The 16,859-nt window shown below is 66.5% G+C and carries 22 protein-coding genes; 4 read left to right on the top strand and 18 right to left on the bottom strand.

The window, feature by feature from the left end:
• Positions 1 to 770 (top strand): DUF7927 domain-containing protein (locus DZF91_RS02420; RefSeq protein WP_199486349.1); only part of this gene is annotated, 770 nt, incomplete at its 5' end.
• A gap of 65 nt (positions 771 to 835) precedes the next feature.
• Here the strand turns inward: DZF91_RS02420 and DZF91_RS02415 are convergent.
• The 7 genes from DZF91_RS02415 to DZF91_RS02385 form a co-directional block, all read right to left on the bottom strand.
• Positions 836 to 1,060: a hypothetical protein gene (locus tag DZF91_RS02415; protein ID WP_147340958.1), complete on the bottom strand. Its 225-nt coding sequence runs from the start codon at positions 1,058 to 1,060 to the stop codon at positions 836 to 838.
• Positions 1,061 to 1,321: 261 nt separating this feature from the next.
• Positions 1,322 to 1,669: a hypothetical protein gene (locus DZF91_RS02410; RefSeq protein ID WP_117355880.1), complete on the bottom strand. Its 348-nt coding sequence runs from the start codon at positions 1,667 to 1,669 to the stop codon at positions 1,322 to 1,324.
• A 150-nt stretch (positions 1,670 to 1,819) separates the two neighbouring features.
• Complete coding sequence (locus DZF91_RS02405) at positions 1,820 to 2,671, bottom strand: helix-turn-helix domain-containing protein (RefSeq protein ID WP_117355879.1); 852 nt, start codon at positions 2,669 to 2,671, stop codon at positions 1,820 to 1,822.
• A gap of 11 nt (positions 2,672 to 2,682) precedes the next feature.
• Complete coding sequence (locus DZF91_RS42845; protein ID WP_328589105.1) at positions 2,683 to 3,270, bottom strand: DUF6879 family protein; 588 nt, start codon at positions 3,268 to 3,270, stop codon at positions 2,683 to 2,685.
• The gene (locus tag DZF91_RS02395) at positions 3,170 to 3,487 is read right to left on the bottom strand and encodes a hypothetical protein (protein WP_199486352.1); all 318 of its coding nucleotides are present in this window, start codon (positions 3,485 to 3,487) and stop codon (positions 3,170 to 3,172) included. Before DZF91_RS02395 ends, DZF91_RS42845 begins: the two co-directional genes overlap by 101 nt.
• A 202-nt stretch (positions 3,488 to 3,689) precedes the next feature.
• Positions 3,690 to 4,202, bottom strand: a complete 513-nt coding sequence (locus DZF91_RS02390; protein WP_117355878.1) for a hypothetical protein — start codon at positions 4,200 to 4,202, stop codon at positions 3,690 to 3,692.
• 325 nt (positions 4,203 to 4,527) lie between these two features.
• The gene (locus tag DZF91_RS02385) at positions 4,528 to 4,995 is read right to left on the bottom strand and encodes a MarR family winged helix-turn-helix transcriptional regulator (protein WP_117355877.1); all 468 of its coding nucleotides are present in this window, start codon (positions 4,993 to 4,995) and stop codon (positions 4,528 to 4,530) included.
• 102 nt (positions 4,996 to 5,097) lie between these two features.
• Here DZF91_RS02385 and DZF91_RS02380 point away from each other — a divergent pair, with 102 nt between their 5' ends.
• Positions 5,098 to 6,312, top strand: a complete 1,215-nt coding sequence (locus tag DZF91_RS02380) for an amidohydrolase family protein (RefSeq protein WP_117355876.1) — start codon at positions 5,098 to 5,100, stop codon at positions 6,310 to 6,312.
• Between the two features lie 259 nt (positions 6,313 to 6,571).
• Here DZF91_RS02380 and DZF91_RS02375 read toward each other — a convergent pair whose 3' ends face one another.
• The 3 genes from DZF91_RS02375 to DZF91_RS02365 form a co-directional block, all read right to left on the bottom strand.
• Entirely contained in the window at positions 6,572 to 6,859 is a 288-nt protein-coding gene (locus tag DZF91_RS02375; protein WP_117355875.1) for a hypothetical protein, read from the bottom strand.
• A 375-nt stretch (positions 6,860 to 7,234) separates the two neighbouring features.
• A complete protein-coding gene (locus DZF91_RS02370; protein WP_328589104.1) occupies positions 7,235 to 7,423 on the bottom strand; it encodes a DUF397 domain-containing protein in 189 nt (62 codons plus the stop codon).
• Positions 7,420 to 8,205, bottom strand: coding sequence for a helix-turn-helix domain-containing protein (locus tag DZF91_RS02365; RefSeq protein ID WP_117355873.1), 786 nt, complete (start codon positions 8,203 to 8,205; stop codon positions 7,420 to 7,422). The genes DZF91_RS02370 and DZF91_RS02365 overlap by 4 nt, the downstream gene beginning before the upstream one ends.
• Before the next feature lie 147 nt (positions 8,206 to 8,352).
• On the opposite strand from DZF91_RS02365, the gene DZF91_RS02360 reads away from it, so the two are divergent.
• Together DZF91_RS02360 and DZF91_RS02355 are read left to right on the top strand one after the other, a co-directional pair.
• Positions 8,353 to 8,781: an ATP-binding protein gene (locus tag DZF91_RS02360; protein WP_147340957.1), complete on the top strand. Its 429-nt coding sequence runs from the start codon at positions 8,353 to 8,355 to the stop codon at positions 8,779 to 8,781.
• Positions 8,778 to 8,996, top strand: a complete 219-nt coding sequence (locus tag DZF91_RS02355) for a hypothetical protein (RefSeq protein ID WP_117355871.1) — start codon at positions 8,778 to 8,780, stop codon at positions 8,994 to 8,996. Before DZF91_RS02360 ends, DZF91_RS02355 begins: the two co-directional genes overlap by 4 nt.
• A 30-nt stretch (positions 8,997 to 9,026) precedes the next feature.
• On the opposite strand, the gene DZF91_RS38745 is transcribed toward DZF91_RS02355, so the two are convergent.
• The 8 genes from DZF91_RS38745 to DZF91_RS02335 form a co-directional block, all read right to left on the bottom strand.
• Positions 9,027 to 9,668 carry a hypothetical protein gene (locus DZF91_RS38745; RefSeq protein ID WP_147340956.1) on the bottom strand — a complete coding sequence of 214 codons (642 nt, stop codon included), beginning with the start codon at positions 9,666 to 9,668 and terminating at the stop codon, positions 9,027 to 9,029.
• A 100-nt stretch (positions 9,669 to 9,768) separates the two neighbouring features.
• Entirely contained in the window at positions 9,769 to 10,419 is a 651-nt protein-coding gene (locus tag DZF91_RS38740) for a hypothetical protein (protein WP_147340955.1), read from the bottom strand.
• A gap of 226 nt (positions 10,420 to 10,645) precedes the next feature.
• The gene (locus DZF91_RS38735; RefSeq protein WP_147340954.1) at positions 10,646 to 11,308 is read right to left on the bottom strand and encodes a hypothetical protein; all 663 of its coding nucleotides are present in this window, start codon (positions 11,306 to 11,308) and stop codon (positions 10,646 to 10,648) included.
• Positions 11,309 to 11,458: 150 nt separating this feature from the next.
• Complete coding sequence (locus DZF91_RS38730) at positions 11,459 to 11,806, bottom strand: hypothetical protein (RefSeq protein WP_147340953.1); 348 nt, start codon at positions 11,804 to 11,806, stop codon at positions 11,459 to 11,461.
• Positions 11,725 to 12,297, bottom strand: a complete 573-nt coding sequence (locus DZF91_RS02345; RefSeq protein ID WP_147340952.1) for a hypothetical protein — start codon at positions 12,295 to 12,297, stop codon at positions 11,725 to 11,727. The genes DZF91_RS38730 and DZF91_RS02345 overlap by 82 nt, the downstream gene beginning before the upstream one ends.
• Before the next feature lie 186 nt (positions 12,298 to 12,483).
• The gene (locus DZF91_RS02340; RefSeq protein ID WP_117355868.1) at positions 12,484 to 13,284 is read right to left on the bottom strand and encodes a hypothetical protein; all 801 of its coding nucleotides are present in this window, start codon (positions 13,282 to 13,284) and stop codon (positions 12,484 to 12,486) included.
• 69 nt (positions 13,285 to 13,353) lie between these two features.
• Positions 13,354 to 15,402 (bottom strand): DUF6801 domain-containing protein, encoded by a 2,049-nt coding sequence (locus tag DZF91_RS38725; RefSeq protein ID WP_147340951.1) that lies wholly within the window; start codon positions 15,400 to 15,402, stop codon positions 13,354 to 13,356.
• A 125-nt stretch (positions 15,403 to 15,527) separates the two neighbouring features.
• The gene (locus DZF91_RS02335; protein WP_117355867.1) at positions 15,528 to 16,220 is read right to left on the bottom strand and encodes a hypothetical protein; all 693 of its coding nucleotides are present in this window, start codon (positions 16,218 to 16,220) and stop codon (positions 15,528 to 15,530) included.
• Positions 16,221 to 16,859: the final 639 nt, after the last annotated feature.

Genomic DNA, 16,859 nt, shown 5'->3' with positions numbered 1-16,859 from the left:
TCTCGGGCTCCGACCAGCCCGGCCTCCCCGGCGGCGCCGCGACAGGACGCGTCGGCGGGGACGGCGCGGTCAACCTCGCGGACCCGCACATGGGGACGGGCGGCGGCGGTGGCGGAGGCGCACACGGCGGCGGCGCCGGCGGCTCCTCCACGCCCAACAGCACGGGCGCGGGCGGCGGTGGCGGCGGATCGAGCCTCGGCCCCGCCGGAGCCACCTACGAGACGGGTGTCCGCCAGGGCAACGGCGAGGTGACGCTCACCTACGACACCGGCTCGTGCCCCGTCCCGCCGCCGGAGGAATGCGCGAACGACACGATCACCGTGGCGAAGACCGCGCGGCCGAGCAGCGTCCCCGTCTGGGGTGAGGTGCGCTACCGCATCCGTGTCACCAACACCTGCGCGCACACCTTCCACGGCGCGACCATCACCGACGACCTGTCGGGCGTCCTCGGCACCGGCTTCCTCGTGGGGCCCGTCCAGGCGACCATCGGGACCGTCCACCGCAACGGACGCCTCCTGACCTGGACCGGAGACCTCCTGGCGGGCCAGACCGCGGAGATCACGTACACCGTGCGGACCCGCAGGCCCGGCATCATGCGCAACACCGTCACCTGGAACTGCCGGGCGCCCGGACAGCGGCACCCCCGCTGGGGTTGCAGGGTCAGCACCACCGTCAGGGTCCGCCACCGGCACCACCACGGGCCGTTCCCGTGCAAGCCGCACAAGTGGGCTCACCACTGGATGGGACGGGCCGTGGAATGGCAGTGCTGACCCGCTGATCCGTCGTGGAACACCGATGGCGGACGGGACGCGCTCCCGTCCGCCATCGGGCCGGGTCAGTCCAGCAGGTCCTCGGCACGCTCGACGTCGAAGGACCGCTTGAACCACCGCTCCGCCTGCTCCAGGTCGGCACAAGCGTCCGCGCGAGCCCACATGTCCGCGGACACCTTCACACCACGGTGCTCCAGAATCTCCAGGGCATCCTGGGCCTTGGCCTGCGCCTTGCCGATGGCCTGCTGGGTGCGCTTGAACTCGCTGACGACCTCGTTGCCAGTGCTCATGCTCAAGAGAACCTCCAGGTTGCTCTTCGCAAGGACGGCTCTGACGCCGTCATGTCGTCGTCCGGGCATGTCACGAGAAGCTAGCGATCGTCACCGACAGTGGCGGACGGGCGGCCAAGGCGACTTGCGGGGCATCGCCGGAGAAGGCGGCATTTGCCACCCCACCCCTGTCCACATCCGACCCCCTCCCCCACCTGGGACGATTGGGCCTCCCCCAAGAACCCCAGCTCACGCTGTGGTCCGGACGGCGGCCCTGAGCTCTCACTCTCTGACCACGTCGAACAGAGGGTTCTCGGTATCGCCGTTGACGGCGAGTTCGGCCCCCGTGCCATCCCGAACCAGGTTGACGATCTGGGCGACGTAAACGAGCGCCGCCGCGGAGATCACTTCGTCCAGTTCGCTAACCCTGATCACGAGCACACCCCTCGCGGGCTCGAACGTGATCAGGGTGGCGCCTTCGAAATCGATGAGCGGTTCCGGGAGAGTGAAGTCTTCGAGACTGATCCCGGCGGAAGACTCGAGCGTCCACGAGTGAACCCACCACCGTCCTCGCCTGACTGGTGCGGGCAGCGCCGTCATCCTGATGTTCTCCGGCGAGTAGTTCGGCACTCCGCCACAGTACTTCGACGACCTCAGCCGGACCCTTGGTCAGATATCGGTCCAAGCGGTCAGGCAGCGCTTGCCGCCACTGGCTCGCTGGGCGTCAATGGCAAGGGTGGGCCGTGGCGATCAGGGCCAGGTGGAGGTGGGTCGAGCCGTTCAGGCGAGCGCCGCCGCGACGAGTTCGCGGGCCGACCGGCCGTAGACGGCGGCCTTCTCCAGACCGGCGAACTCTCGCGCGTAGGCGTTCACCTCGGCGGGTTGTGCGAGTCTGAGGTAGCCGGAGACGAGCTCCACGGACACCTGGTCCTCGTCGAAGATGAGGAAGCCCTCGGCCGGCCGTGCCCGAACGCGGTCGGCGTCCAGCGGGATGATGCCGAGCGACACGGCGGGCATGCTCATCACCTCCAGAAGGTGGCCGAGCTGCTCGGCGTGCGCCGCGGGGCCGGCGAGGCGGTAGCGGAGCACCGCTTCTTCGAGGATGAAGATGAACCGCCGCCCGGGGCGTCTCAGGAGTTGCTGGCGGTCCATCCGCTCCGCGACCGCGGCGGCGACATCGTCAAGGGGCACGCCCTGCCGCAGCCGCACCTGTTCCAGGGTCGTCGTGGTGAACGCGGCGGTCTGGATCAGCCCGGGGAAGGTCCGCGCCTGGTAGGAGCGGATGAGCGAGGCGCGTTCGTAGACCGGCCTGACCGACTGCTGGGCGCGCTTGAGGCCCGCACGGTTGAGCCGCTGATAGGTGAGCCACATACCGGCGGCCGAACGCTGCTCGGCGAGGAGTTCCGCCGTTCGTTCCGGGGAGACCCCGCAGACCGCGCACCATGTGCTGACATCGGCGATGGAGGCGGGCCGGGCGCCGTGCTCGATCTTGCTCACCTTGGAGTTGCCGTGCCAGCCCGCGCGCCTGGCCAGTTCCTTGGCGGAGAGGCCGGCGGCCTGCCGGACTTCGCGCAGCTGGTCGGCGAGGGCCTGTCGGGCCTGCTGGGCACTGGAGGACGAGGAAGAGGGCACGGGGTGGGCGTTCAGTCGAGCGTGTAGTCCTCATGCGGGACGGCCAGGTCCCACGCGGCTTCGAAGGCCGAGGAGCACAGCGCGGTCACACGCGGGTCATCACTGAGCTGGTGTCCGACGACGTTGCCCGCGCCGTCGAAGACGGAGAAGCGGACGACCCTGCCGTCGAAGATCCAGAAGGGGTTTCCGGGGAGGGCCAGCGTCGAGGACATGGACCTGGGCAGCCAGCGGACGTCCTCACCGGCCGCGATGTTGTGGGCCGCGGTGATGCTGTGCTCCCACCGGACGTAGTCGCTGACCGGTTCCGAGACGATCCGCACGCGGCGGACGACGACACCGCGTTCCACGGCTCCCCGCACGGCGTCCTGGAACGCGGTCCCGACGGGGACGGACGGTTGCGGGCGCCCCTCCTTCCAGGCCAGGAAACGAGGGTCGTCCGTGAGGTGCCAGTCGTGCAGCTCCAGGTGGAAGGCGGACGAAGTGGCGTCCGCCGCCAGGTCAGCGAAGCTCGGCTTGCTCTCGTCGCGTCCGTACGTCCTCAGCGGGGCGGGGGTGGTTCTCGGGAGTGAAGCGCCGCCTGTCGCGCTCGTAGTCCCCACGGGCCGCCTCCATGATGATCTGGGCCATTGCTGCGGGAAGCCGGACCACCGACTCGGTTTCCTTGAGCCTGCTGTCGGAGTTGATCCACGCAAGGACGTCGGGGTCGGTGACGCTTTCCCCTTGGAAGTAGAAGTCACCGCTCTCAGAGTCCACCCACACGGCCGGACAGTCGTCGTCCGGGTTCGCCGGATCCACACCCACGAAATCTAGTGCCATGGCGCTCTCCCGGTTGACCGGTGGCCGAAGGTTGCCCTTGGGAGGGTCCGACGCCGGAGGCGCTGCGTCAAGGCGTCGCTCTTGCTTCGAGTGGACGAGTGGCGCAGGGGGCAGGTGCCTCTGGCGTCGTGGACATCCCCATCGACCTTCATGCCTCGGATGAAGACCACTTCGCAGCACGCGAGCTCGGGGCGCGGGGGGGTTACTGGGTTTCCTGGATCTTGGTGGCGGTGCCGCCGTCGAAGTGGACGACGACGTTGTGCGGGGAAGCCTGGACCCACTTGTCCATGCCGTCGATGCCGCAGCGCATGTTGGGGCCGGAGCTGGTGCCGTCGGGGCACGTGCCACTGGCGACGACCAGGACGGTGTTCTGGGTGGTGAAGAAGGCGGTGTCGCCGACGGTGTACTTGCCGGACGCCAGGTAGCGCAGCGGCCCGGACTTGACCTTGACCGGGCAGGCGCCCTGGCGGATGGGCGAGACGTTCGGGTCGCAGGGGCGGCCCGAGCGCGTCGGCTCGGAGCCGCCCGGGCCGGAGCCGGTGCCCCCGGTGCCGCGGTGGTGGGACGGGGCGCCGGACGGGGCGGGCGCGCTGGTCGGGGCGGACGCGGAGCCGGAGGGCTCGGACGCCGTCGCCTTGCCGTTGACGTCGATGTTGCAGGCCGACAGGCTGAGCGCGAGCGCGGCGGCTGCACCGGTGAGCAGGATCTTGCGCATGGGGGGAGCTCCCAACCTCGGGGCGCGATCTCCGTGATCGTGCTGTACGGGGTGTGATGCGGGCTCGGCCCCCGGAGGTTGGCGCGACGCGACGTGATCAATCCGACCCGCCCCGTGCCGAACCCGCGCTCCGAATCCGGCGTCTGGATGTCACGAGAGCACGAAGAAGTTCGCGCGTTCGGCCGTCCTTCTTCAAGACGTGTGTCCGGACGTCCGCGCCAGGCGCGGCGGGCGCTGTCCCCCGGCCTGACTGGCGCGTGTTTCCGGCAGCGGATGTGGCGCGCAGCGCGGACGGGACGACCGAAGGGGCAGGGACGCCGGGGTCTCAGTCGCGGCTTGCGGCCCGCTTTTTGGACCAGGCGGCGGCGTCGGTGCCGTAGCGGACGAGGAGGCGCGCGAACTGGATGCGCTCCTCCGGCGTCCAGGCGGCGGTGATCTCCTGGAACGCCTTCCGCTGCTCGGCGGCGAAGCGGTCGCGTTCGGCCTCGCCGTGCTCGGTGAGTTCGAGGACGGTGCGGCGTCCGTCGACCTGGGACGCCGCCCGGCGCAGCAGCCCTTCCTCGATGCAGGCGGCGACGGTCCGGCTGGCCACCGGCTGGGCGACGCCCATCTCGGCGGCGAGGCCGCCGACGGTCATCTCGTCCGGCGCGTCGGCGATCACGTTGAGGACGAGATTGCGGGAGAGGTCCTTGCCCGAGGCCGGTGCGCGTCGCCGCAGCCGGGACAGCGCCGGGCCGATCTGGTCCAGCACCGGGTCGTCGGGGGGCCGCTCGGAGGAGGACGCGCTGCTCATGGGCCCGATTCTAGGCTCGCGTCCCGGCATTTGCATACCCGTCAGCAAGTACATAGCATCCGGTATGTAATTACGACGAGCGAGGAAACGAGGCGGACTGCCATGGCACTCACCGCGATCACCAACGCCCGGGTCTTCGACGGGGAGAAGGACCTCGGCGTGCAGACCGTGGTCATCGACGGCGCCCGGATCGCTCGCGTCGGCGGCGACGTCCCCGAGGGCTGCGAGACGGTGGACGGGAGCGGCGCCACCCTGCTGCCGGGGCTCATCGACGCCCATGTGCACTCCGCCCCGGGTTCCCTCGCGCTCGCACTGCGGTTCGGCGTGACGACCGAGCTGGAGATGCAGGGGATGAACACCCGGGAGAACCGCGGGCTCATCACCGAGGACGACACCGTGGCGGACGTGCGTTCCGCCGGCTTCGCCATCACGCCGCCCGGCGGCCACCCGAGCGAGCTGATGCCCGAAGGGTTCCGGCCGAAGTGGGACCTCCCGCCGGTCATGCCCCTGATGCCGTTCTCCACCACTCCCGAGGAAGCGGCGGCGTTCGTCCCCCAGCTCCTCGCCCGGGGCTCCGACTTCATCAAGTTCATGATCGACGACGGCAGCATGGAGGGACACCCCGGCCTGCCGATGCTCGACCAGTCCACCGTGAGCGCCGGTGTCGCGGAGGCCAAGAAGTACGGTGCGCTCACCGTCGCCCACGCACTGACCGTGGACGCCACCCGGATGGCCGCCGAGGCCGGGGTGGACGGCCTCACCCACGTGTTCATGGACCAGCCGCACAGCGCCGAGATCATCGACCTCATCAAGGACGCGGGCATGTTCGTCATCGCCTGCGTCAGCCTCAACGCCTCGATGATGGGGATCACCGGCAGCGCGCTCGCCGACGACCCGCGCGTCGCCGCACGCCTCGACGCCAAGTGGGACGAGACCCTGCGGTCCAGCTACAACCGCTACCCGCAGGGGAAGCTGGAGGACGTATACGCCACCGTCCGCGCTCTGGACGAGGCCGGTGTGGACGTGCTGGCCGGCACCGACGTCTCCATGCCTGAGACGTTCTTCGGTGGACTGGCGCACGGGGCGAGCCTGCACCAGGAACTGCAGCACCTGGTGGCCGCCGGACTCACGCCCGCACGGGCCCTGCGCGCGGCCACGGCGACGACGGCCCGCCGGTTCCGCCTCAGCGACCGAGGCCGCATCGCCGAAGGGCTCCGCGCGGACCTCCTCCTGGTCGACGGCGACCCGACCAGCGACATCAGCGACACCCTCAACACCCGAGCCGTCTGGCGCCGCGGCACCCGCCTGGCGGACTGACCGCCGCCCGCCCGTCGTGCGTCATCACGGCGCGGGCACGTTGACGCCGAGGGCGCGAGGAATGGCCCCGGCCCCACTCGGCCGCGGCGCCCTGGCGAGGTCGGCCATCTACTTGGCATGCGACACCGGGCGTCCGGGCGGTGGCGGTGGCGTGACGTCACAGCGAGCGCGGCCAGTAGGACGAGGGTCCGGGCGGATGTGCCCCGTCCCGCCAGGCCAGCGGACGGAGCGGGATGACGGGAGGCGCGCGGCCGGGACGTCAAGGTGTGACGTTGCGGCAGGTGGGGTCTTGGGGGACGACCGCGATGGAGCCGTACGCCTGGTCGCCGTGGTAGGCGGTGTAGATGCGGTTGCCGTGGTCGCACTTGGTGGCCGCGTTGCTGAAGCCGTCCGGCATCCGGATCAGGTCGGCGGGGGCTCCGTTGTCGTGCCCGGAGCGCGGCGCGTCCTTGAACGGCTCGGTGAACTTGGAGCATCCGGCGAGGCCGCCGAGCGAGAGGGCGAGCGTCGCAACCGCAGCCGCAATGGTGACCTTGGGGCGCTTCATGGCAGGTCTTCCTTCCTCAGGGGGCAGGTACCAGCGTCAGCCGGAATCCGGGAGGACGGGAGGGGCCCGTTCACCTCCGTCTCGATCATGGTGATCGAAGCCCTCCCCCTGCGAGTCACACGACTCATCCGCCCCCAGCCCCAGAGGAAGGAAGCCGGGGTCGAGGCGGATTGACGGTCCCGGCACCGAGTGCCGACGCCGAGGAAGACCAAGCGGGGCAGGGACGCACCGGACCCACCCTCGCGATCAGCCACCCCGGCAGCACCGCGCGGATGCGGAGCAAGGACGGCCAACGAACGGCCCACTATTCCGGGCAGCAGTGAGCCGGGTTCGTCATGCGCTCAACCGTCCCCGCCCCAAATTCAAGAGGCGGGGTTACGCCTGCCCCAGCGACCTGATACGTCCGAGAACCACGCCGAAGGCATGGCGCTCAACAAGCACGTTGCCGGCATCGGGATTCTTGCTGTCCCGAATCAGCACGCCCTGCAACTCACCCGCGACCTCAACGCAGTCATCCCCCTTGTCACTGCTGTAGGACGACTTGCGCCACTGGCTCTTGGTCATGTCCATCGCTCCTCAAGCACCCTTCGGATGAATGTCCGCGTGTCAGCCACGTTGCGCGCCCGAGCCTGGAGGACAGCGAACGCCTCGTTGACCAGCAACAACTGCTCGGCCTCCTCCGAGGTCTCGCCGCCGAACGCCGACCCGGCGTAGGCGGCCTCATCGCGGTCTTCCTGGGTCGCGATCGAAAACGACCCGCTGACGCCGCGATAGTAAGCGGTGGGGGCCACCTGGAGACAGACCTTCTCCCAGGCCGAGACTTCGAGCAGATGATTGAGTTGCGCGTTCATGATTTCCGGGGAGCCGACTTCGCGGTACAGCACCGACTCGTCCAGGATGAAGCACACCATGGGAGTCGGCTCACGAGTGAGGATCTCCTGACGTTTCATTCGTGCGAGCACCGAATCCTCCGCGCGCAACAGAACGCGCGCGTAGGACTCGACCTGCAGCAGTCCATCCACTACGTCCGCCGAATACTTGCGCAGCAACACGGCGGTTGATTCCAACGACGCGAAGTCCTCGAAGTACTGCGGGTACTTAGCGCTGCGGACCAGCTCACTCCATGCCTCGGCAACTTCTTCCGGACGCATGAGCGCGACACCCAGTCGCTCGGAGAAGTCCTTACGACACCTGGTGATCCCACGCTCGACCTGGCCGATATAGCTGCGGGTGACGTTCACCATCTTGGCCGCTTCGGCCTGACTCAGGCCGGCCTCTTCCCGGAACCGCTGGATCTTCGCACCGAAGCGGCGCAGGTGGGGGTCGATCCGCTTCTTCGTCACCATGTGAGCTCCCAGGTCGAGGCCGGTAGTACCGGCAATCCCGTTGGTAGTGATGTGCGACTTCCTGACGAGTTCCGTCCTACCGTACGTCGCTCCGTGGCTGGATGGTGACAGAACGCGAAACTCCCAGGACAAACCGAGGCGCACGTGATGATCACAGATTCCGGCCTCCGGCCGACCCCGCCGCCGAGCGGCGTCGCGGTACTCGAGGTCAAGTCCGAGCCCGAGTCCATCAAGGCCGCTCGCGACTTCGTCGCGGACTGGTTCACCGAGAACGCGTACGACGACGACCTCATCTACATCGCGCGCACAGTGGTGACCGAACTGGCGACGAACGCGCACCGCCACGGCTCCGGCGAGGACGACCCCATCACCACTCGCGTCTTCAACACGGACGCCGGCCCCGTCATAGAGGTACTGGACGCAAGCCCTGAACTTCCGTCTCCGAAGCCTCTGACTCTCGACGCCCTAACGGGACGCGGCCTCGCCATGGTCGACCTGATGGTCCCCGCATGGGGATTCGCCCGCATCCCAGAAGGAGGCAAAGCCGTATGGGCGCTCCTACACGCGCACGCGTGAGCGCTCGCGCTCTCCTAACGGCCGTCCTCCGCGACCTCTACCCGCAGTGGGACGTCCACGTGGACAACCGAGGCATCTGGCGAGCCACCGGCCCCATCCTCATCAGCGCCTCATCCGCCGAAACCCTCCTGGACGCCTTGACCACCGCCGCTCCCGACGACACCAGAGAGGCCGCCGACCGCTACTCGGTCATCGTGTGCCGGGCGGCAACGTAGACATATCGCGCCGCCGCCCGGCATCCCGCGTCAGGGGCTGGTAATCGTCTCAGCAGGGGTGATCACAAACGTTCCAGTGATTCCCAACGCATCCCCCGCGTTGATAAGCGTGGGGTCACAATTTGCGTCAGCGGTCTGCACCACCAGGTTGGTTCCGGTGACCTTCACCGCATGGACGCTATTGATATAGGAGACGTCCACCTCGCCGGGTCCGCCGCCAGGAGCGCCATACGTTGCGTGGCAATTGTCCGAACTGGTGGTTGACACCGCCACGCCAGTGATCTTGCCGTCCGCGCCGGTACTGGTCACCTGAGTGCCACTCAACTTCCATGGAAGATTTTGAGCGGTCAACGAGACCGTAATTCCAACAGGCCCCGAACACGCCCCACCCACGTTGGCTGGATTGCTGAACTTGACCGAATTAATGGTCACCAGGTCATTCGGCGAGAGCCCCGAGCCCGACTTCGCCGTTGCCGATGCAACTGCTTTCGTACAGGTCATACCCAGACCTGTCGCCAGATCCTTGGCACTCATATTTCCAGAGTTCACCGCAGTTGCCGGTCCGCCCGGCAAAACGGTCCACGTCCCGGCCACTCCCGCTGCGGTCACTGCAACGACCGCCGTCGCCGCCAGCGAAACCGACGTCAGAGCACTTTTACCGGCCTTACGCATTTCGCACTCCAGAGGGGAAGATTTTTCCACGGAAAGGAGGTGTCCGCCACCGCAAAATTTGCAGTCGCATTGCCTCGACAAGACGGCCCGAACACTCGCCTCAAGAGCTCAAGACCGTCTGGGGAGGGGAGACTACGAAATAGGCGTTGACCGACAGCGGGTCCCCCAAATTTATGAGCGTCGGATCACAGTTGGCGTCCACTGATGTAGCGACCAAATTGGAACTTTTAGTGGTGGATACCGCGTGAGTCGCATTGGTATAGGTGATGCCGATCTCCCCGCCGCCTCCCCCGAGGGCACTGAAAGTGGCGTGACAGTTATCCGCCCCAATGAGGCTCGCGATCACACCGGTCATCTTTCCAGACACAACTCTATTGGTCGCATCGTATGAGGTGGCACTAAATTTCCACGGTAGGTTCTGCGCCGTAACCTTCATGAAGGTGCCGGCAGCGCTAGAGCACCACCCATTGGGGTTGGCGGGGGAGCTGAACGAAATAGAGTCTAGTGACACAAGGTCGGTCGGCGCCAGGCCCGAACCCGACTTGGCCGTGGCCGATGCCACGGCTTTGGTGCAGGTGGCGGCAGCTCCGCTCGCCGTGTCCTTCGCCGTAATGTTGCCGCTGTTCACCGCGGACACAGGACCTCCGGGAAGGAAGGTCCACGTAGCGTCGGCCGCAGCCGCGGTCACCGCGATGACGGCCGCCGCCGCCAGGGAAACAGAGGTCAGAGCACTCTTACCGGACTTTCGCATAACCGCCTCCGAGATGATGACTCTCCCACGGAGCTGAATCAGGCTCCGTCATGCCGAAACTTCGCCCTTCTAACCCGGCGCGAGTGGCTCGGACCGGGGCGGGACAGACTGACGCGCTTCAACGCCACTGCGGCAATCTCGCCTTCACGGCTGATCGGCGTCACGAGAAAGACTCCAGGTGGCCAGGAGGGAACAGGCCAGCCTCCAGGCCACCCGGACGCTCACGTCAGGGGCTGGTGACCGTCTGGCGAGGGGTGACCACAAATTGAGCAGTGACCGCTAGAGAATCTCCCAAGTTCATGAGGGTGGGATCACAGTTGGCATCTACCGACGTAGCGACCAGATTCGAACTTGTGGTGGCTATCGTGCCGTTCCCATTGTTGTATGTGATGCCAACCTCGCCACCCCCTCCTCCCGGGGCACTGAAAGTTGCGTGACAGTTATCAGTTCCAACGAGGCTGGCGATCACGCCGGTCATCTTTCCAGAGACAACGTTCTTCGTCGCATCGTAAGAGATGGCGGTGAATTTCCACGGAAGATTCTGCGCTGTCACACCCACAGTGACCCCGCTAGGGCCTGAACACCATCCCTTGGGATTGGCGGGTGAGCTGAAGAGTATCGAGTCGAGCGACACAAGGTCGGTGGGCGCCAGCCCAGAACCCGACTTTGCCGTGGCCGACGCGGTGACCTTGGTGCAAGTGGCGGCAGTCCCGGTCGTCGTGTCTTTCGCATAGACATTTCCGCTATTCACTGCGGTCACGTGACCTCCCGGGAGAAAGGTCCACGTAGCGCTGGCCGCAGCCGCGGTCACCGCGATGACGGCCGCCGCCGCCAGGGAAACAGAAGTCAGAGTACTCTTACCAGCCTTGCGCATTTTTTCTTCCTCCACGATCGGACCGATGTTCTCGGAACTACGCTGGTTTCGTGCGTTCAGAGAGCCAAGAAAGCGGGGAAGTGGTCAATGCTCTCTGCGGTTGGGGAGCAGCCGTGCCCGGTGTCCGTGTGTCCGACATGCCGGGCACGGCTTGGTGCCGCAGTGCTACGGGAGGGCGGTGTACGCCTTCTGGCCGATGTACTCGTTGAAGATCATCTGGTTCTGGCCCGCCGCCGCGGGGACCCCCGCCTGGGCGTCGACGATCGCGTCGACCAGGCCGATGCCGAGGGCGCACCCCTTGGCGCCCGGGACGGGGAACGTGTTGTCCACGTGAGTGGCGGAGCGGATCACGAACGGCGTCCGCTGGACGATCGTCGCGGGCTTGCCCGTGAGGGGAGCTGTACCGGCGGGCGGGTTGGTGGTGCCCGTGGTCAGGTCCAGCAGGATCGGGTTGCCGGTGTCGCCGATGAGGCACGTGCCGCCGAGGAACGGGTTGTGTCGCCGATGAGGCACGTGCCGCCGAGGAACGGGTTGGTGAGGCGGATGCGCATGCCGAGCTTGATGTGGAAGTCGGGCCCGGTCGGCTGGTCGAAGACGCCCGCGTACTCCGGCTTGGCGTAGACCGCGCTGACGATCGGGTCACCGAAGATGCCGGGCTGCACCAGCATCTTGTCCGCCTGCATCTTCCCGAAGATCGGCGTGTAGAGCTGAGTGTCCGGGTTGAGCGCACTCGCGAACGTCATCTTGATCGGCGAGGTGATCTGCTGGTTGAACTTGCCGAGCTGGAACGTCCCGCTCGTGACGATCGCCTCCATACAGATGGAGCCCTCCTTCACGTACGGCGCCGGCAGCACCGGGCAGTCCGCGAAGTCGAACGTCGGAATCGGGTCGTCCGCACGTGCGGCCGTCCCCGACATGACACCCGTGATCGTCGCGAGAGCAGCGATACCAGCCGCGGCTCGTCGCCAGCCGCGTCCTGCGGATGCGAGCTTCTGCATGGCCATTCCCTTCTGCCTGCCGACCCGTCGCCGGGCCGGGAGTCGATGGAGAAACAGCCCCCGATATGCGTCGTCGGGTCCAGTTCGTGCCGGGCACCCGACTCCGTTCCTCCCACCTGGAGTGGAAGGTGGAACGGGCCGTGTCCTGCGCAGGGGTGGTGGTAGCGCGGGACACGGCCCGGGTCAACGGGACTACGGGAGGGCGGTGTACGCCTTCTGCCCGATGTACTCGTTGAAGACCATCTGGTTCTTGCCCGCCGCCGACGGAACGCCGGCCTGGAGGTTGACGATCGCGTTGACCAGGCCGATGCCGAGGGCGCAGCCCTTGGCGCCGGGGACGGAGAAGGTGTTGTCGACGTGGGTCGCCGAGCGGACCACGAACGGCGTCCGCTGGACGATCGTCGCCGGCTTGCCGGTGATGGGCGCGGTCCCCGCGGGCGGGTTGGTGGTCCCCGTGGTCAGGTCCAGGAGGATCGGGTTGCCGGTGTCGCCGATCACGCAGCTTCCGCCCAGGAAGGGGTTCGTGAGGCGGATGCGCATGCCGAGCTTGATGTGGAAGTCGGGCCCGGTCGGCTGGTCGAAGACGCCCGCGTACTCCGGCTTGGCGTAGACCGCCGTGACGATCGGGTCACCGAAGATGCCCGGCTGCACCAGCATCTTGTCCGCCTGCATCTTCCCGAAGATCGGCGTGTACAGCTCCGTCTCCGGGTTCAGCGCACTCGCGAACGTCATCTTGATCGGCGAGGTGATCTGCTGGTTGAACTTGCCGAGCTGGAACGTCCCGCTCGTGACGATCGCCTCGATACAGACCGAGCCCTCCTTCACGTACGGCGCCGGCAGCACCGGGCAGTCCGCGAAGTCGTGGACCGGCATCGGGTCATCCGCATGCGCGGCCGTCCCTGACATCAGACCCGCGGTCGTCGCGAGCGCGGCGACACCCGCCGCCATCCCACGCCCCGTCCACTTGCTGAACGACCTGTTGCGCATGGTCATGCCTTTCTCCTCTACCAGCCCATGGTTGGGCCGAAAATATATCGGGAGCGACAACTCGACGACGCCTACTCAAGGAGAGGTGATTTTCTGATACGGGGCGAATGAGAAGTCCGCAGCTACGAAGCTCCAATTCGCCTGCGACTGAAAATCGGGATTAGAGAGCGCACACTGGGGAGTGGTTCCGACAACGAGTGACGGCCCACCCTTTTCCGCCGTAGGAATGTGAAGCCGATTCTTGTCGGCGTAGAATTCAAGCGCGGGCAAGGTCCCGGGCACATCTGTCGTGAGGTCTTCGCTCAGGCGATTCAAGCTGAAGCTGCAGCCATCGGACCCCGTGACATCGAGCTTGACACCAGAAATCATCGCAAACCATTGACCGGGACCCTTTTGCGTATCCATGTGGAGGGTCCACGGAAGGCCCGCGCCGCGGATGACGGTCGTTACGTTGGTCGACACTCCGTTGAAGAACCTGACGCACTTCTTGAAGTTCGCGCCATCAATGGTGGCGATCCGATACCTGGAAAGATATCTTCCGCGCTTGAAGTGCATCTGGAAGGTCGCGGACTCACACCGAATCGTGTTATCCCACACGCCATCTCCGACATGGTCTGGGTCCGGTGTCGGATAGCTATCAGAACTGCCCCTCATTATAAAGGGTCCTGCGGTCGCCTTCACCGCCCCGCCAGGAAGGACAGTGAAAGCCTGAGGTTCCGGGGAGTCACAACTATCTGGAGATTCTGGAGTCGTTGGGCACCAGCGACCAGACTCGATCTTCAGGAAGTTACTGGCTCCGGCGCTCGTAGCGTCCACCAGGGGCGTTAGGTCTTCGCCGACCCCGCACCCACTGAAGGCCGGCACATACACGCTTCCCGTATAGGTGCCGCCTTCCTGCGGGGACAGTTTACCGACCCTGTCATTACCCAGATCCGCGGAAAGGTCCAGCGGCAGTGCGCCTGTGTGACAAGTCTTTCCGACGTCCACCGGGGTCCCGTTAACCGATATTCCCCCGACGCGCAGATCGACAAATGATCGCGCAAAAGCGCGAATCGGAAAGGAGGTCGGATTGTCAACATTGCCGAGATGGCTATCGGCAAACAGGTTCGCCATTTCACTGGAAGCACCGGGAGGAGCCACCTGCTTGGTAAGTACCGTAGCCGTGGTCGGCATGAATCCGAAGCCGAGCGCAGTTCCAGTGGAGGGCGTCGTCGCAGTAACCCCGTAATTTCTGCTTCTCATATAGTTATGCGGAAAGTCGACTTGATTCTGAACGCTCATCCGGAAGCTGATCTGCGCCCCAATGGGTATGGCAGCCTTCAGCTTTCCCAGATTTCCGAACCCCGCAGCCTTCCCGCAATTGGGCGTCCCGGGCCGTTCCGGGAACAATCGCGACAAGTTCATCCCGGGCGGGATGGGGGGCTCGGCGAGTCTCGGGTCCCGATTGATCCCTCCACCAGGCTCGGTGGGAGCAGGCGGGATGTGACACTCAACGCTCGTAGTGTCATCCTTCGGCTGACTCGCCATCGGAGAACGCTTCGGCAGGACTGAAGGGGCGGTCCCGCCCTTCAGAGCAAGTTTTCCTAGGACAATGCCGCTCTTTGGCAAGCAGGTCAGGGTGCTGATAGATGCTTTCCGCCCCTCTGCCGACAGTCGGAGCACCATCTGGCCGGCCTTCCAGAAGACCTGCCCCGCTTGATCCGTCAGGAGGGCGGGAACAGCACCAGACCCTCTCAGAACCATCTCTTCCGTCCGAGCTGGATCCGCCGTGAGTGAGAAGGCGGGCCATGCGGCGTTGACAGACGTCTGTCCTTGATTGACGGTCACGGCGATCGAGGCGACGCCGCTTAGCGAAGGTTCAGGCGCCGCTCCCGTCGAGTCCGGAACCTCGGTAGCCGCGAACTCACCGCGGAGCCTTCCCGGCGCCTTCAGCGTCACGCCGACATCGCCAATACGCACCGGAGTATTGGTCTTGCCGGCCGTGGGCACTTTGGCCTTGATCCCCAGGACCACCGGGTAGGTGGCTTTAGGTGTCGCGCACAGGTAGGTCACCTGCGCCCCGATATCGGCGGACGCGACTCGGACAGCGGCCAGCAGGCCTGCACTGGCCAGCAACGTGGTCACAATCGCTCCGCGCACTACTCTGCGGGGGCTAGCGAGCATGGAAGTCCTTCGGGATCAGGTAGCGGGGCGGGCCGCCACAGGAGTTCCCGTGGCGGCCCGATCGACGGCCTAAGCCGTTACAGACGTCAGGTGGCGTTGACGACCAGGGCGGGGGTGATCACGAAGGTGCCGTTCAGCGAGACGGAGTCGCCTGCGTTGATCAGCGTCGGGTCGCAGTTGGCGTCCACCGTCGCGACCTTCAGGTTGCTGGTGGTGCCGGTCCCGCCGGTGGTCAGGGCGTGGGTGGAGTTGTTGTAGCTGCCGGTGACGGAGCCGCCGGGGCCGTTGACGACGCCGTTGGCCGTGACGGTCGCGTGACAGTTGTCGCTTCCGACGATGGACGCCTTCACGCCGTTCAGCTTGCCGGCGGTCACACCGCCGGAGGTCACGCCGGTCACGTCGAGGGTCCAGGGCGTGCTGGTGTTCGCGGTGACCTGGATCGTGAGGCCGGCCGGGCCGGAGCACCAGCCACCGGCGTTGGCCGGGCTGCTGAGGGAGACGCTCGTGACGCTCGCGACCGCGGTGAGCGGCAGGCCCGTCCCGAGCTTGGAGGTGCCGGACGCCGTCCCCTTGGTGCAGGTGATCGCCGCGCCGGTGGAGGTGTCCTTCGCCGTCACGTTGCCCGAGTTGATGCCGCTGATCGCGACGCTGGACCCGGAGCTTCCGGCGGCCGTGATCGTGACGGAGGTGGGGGCCGCGGCGGCGGGGAGAGCGGTGAGGCCGAGGGCGGCGACGGCGACGGAGCCGCCAATAATGGTGTTGCGAGTGAGCTTGCGCATGCCGGTTCTTGTTCCCTTCAGTGGGGTGGTTTCTGCGAGTACTCGTAGGGACGCTGACGGCGTGGTCTTTCGGGCGACTCCTCTACCTGTCGAGAATGGACGGGCCCTGCTCGGTGGCGGGGATTCACCTCTGCTCCGCCAGGGACCAGGGGACTCCCTGTCCCGCCCAACTGCATGGTCTGACCATAAGCGGGCGTCTCGGCGAATTCAATAGGGGATTTGGAACTTTTTCGCCTTATCACCGAGTGACAAAAGGCCGGTCCGCAGAATTCACTCGAAGTGAGTTCTGGATCTAGCGTTTTTATCACCGAGTGATGATTTCGGGGACGCCTGAGGCTGAGGAGGCCGGTGGGGAGGGACTTCCCGAGCCGGTCGTCCGGGCAACGATGCCGACGCACCACCGGCGGCCAGTTCGCCCGGCGCTCACCGAGCTGGACGGCCGAGGTCAGGGAGCGCGCATTCTCGCTGGCCAACGGCTCGGAGGGCTCTATCGCAGTGCTCGCCCCCGAGATCCACATACGCCTGGACGGGCGGGGCCGGCAGGCAGTCGCGCCCTTCCGCGGGCACCGCGCACAGTCTTGGCCGTGCTCCTCGTCGGATTGGGCGCGCTTCACCCCGCCCGCCTGCGCGTTCTCGGCA

The sequence above is a fragment of the Actinomadura logoneensis genome (genome assembly GCF_003428695.1).
In the GTDB taxonomy this organism is placed as follows: domain Bacteria; phylum Actinomycetota; class Actinomycetes; order Streptosporangiales; family Streptosporangiaceae; genus Spirillospora; species Spirillospora logoneensis.
The sequence above is the reverse complement of the archived record's forward strand: the minus strand, read 5'-3'. Positions and strand labels throughout refer to the sequence as shown.

What these genes read in the sequence shown, in the direction of transcription:
- DZF91_RS02415 (WP_147340958.1), bottom strand. Translation starts at nt 1,060, where the DNA reads ATGAGCACTGGCAACGAGGTCGTCAGCGAGTTCAAGCGCACCCAGCAG.
- DZF91_RS02395 (WP_199486352.1), bottom strand. Translation starts at nt 3,487, where the DNA reads ATGGCACTAGATTTCGTGGGTGTGGATCCGGCGAACCCGGACGACGAC.
- DZF91_RS02390 (WP_117355878.1), bottom strand. Translation starts at nt 4,202, where the DNA reads ATGCGCAAGATCCTGCTCACCGGTGCAGCCGCCGCGCTCGCGCTCAGC.
- DZF91_RS02385 (WP_117355877.1), bottom strand. Translation starts at nt 4,995, where the DNA reads ATGAGCAGCGCGTCCTCCTCCGAGCGGCCCCCCGACGACCCGGTGCTG.
- DZF91_RS02380 (WP_117355876.1), top strand. Translation starts at nt 5,098, where the DNA reads ATGGCACTCACCGCGATCACCAACGCCCGGGTCTTCGACGGGGAGAAG.
- DZF91_RS02375 (WP_117355875.1), bottom strand. Translation starts at nt 6,859, where the DNA reads ATGAAGCGCCCCAAGGTCACCATTGCGGCTGCGGTTGCGACGCTCGCC.
- DZF91_RS02370 (WP_328589104.1), bottom strand. Translation starts at nt 7,423, where the DNA reads ATGACCAAGAGCCAGTGGCGCAAGTCGTCCTACAGCAGTGACAAGGGG.
- DZF91_RS02365 (WP_117355873.1), bottom strand. Translation starts at nt 8,205, where the DNA reads ATGGTGACGAAGAAGCGGATCGACCCCCACCTGCGCCGCTTCGGTGCG.
- DZF91_RS02360 (WP_147340957.1), top strand. Translation starts at nt 8,353, where the DNA reads ATGATCACAGATTCCGGCCTCCGGCCGACCCCGCCGCCGAGCGGCGTC.
- DZF91_RS38745 (WP_147340956.1), bottom strand. Translation starts at nt 9,668, where the DNA reads ATGCGTAAGGCCGGTAAAAGTGCTCTGACGTCGGTTTCGCTGGCGGCG.
- DZF91_RS38740 (WP_147340955.1), bottom strand. Translation starts at nt 10,419, where the DNA reads ATGCGAAAGTCCGGTAAGAGTGCTCTGACCTCTGTTTCCCTGGCGGCG.
- DZF91_RS02345 (WP_147340952.1), bottom strand. Translation starts at nt 12,297, where the DNA reads ATGGCCATGCAGAAGCTCGCATCCGCAGGACGCGGCTGGCGACGAGCC.
- DZF91_RS02340 (WP_117355868.1), bottom strand. Translation starts at nt 13,284, where the DNA reads ATGACCATGCGCAACAGGTCGTTCAGCAAGTGGACGGGGCGTGGGATG.
- DZF91_RS02335 (WP_117355867.1), bottom strand. Translation starts at nt 16,220, where the DNA reads ATGCGCAAGCTCACTCGCAACACCATTATTGGCGGCTCCGTCGCCGTC.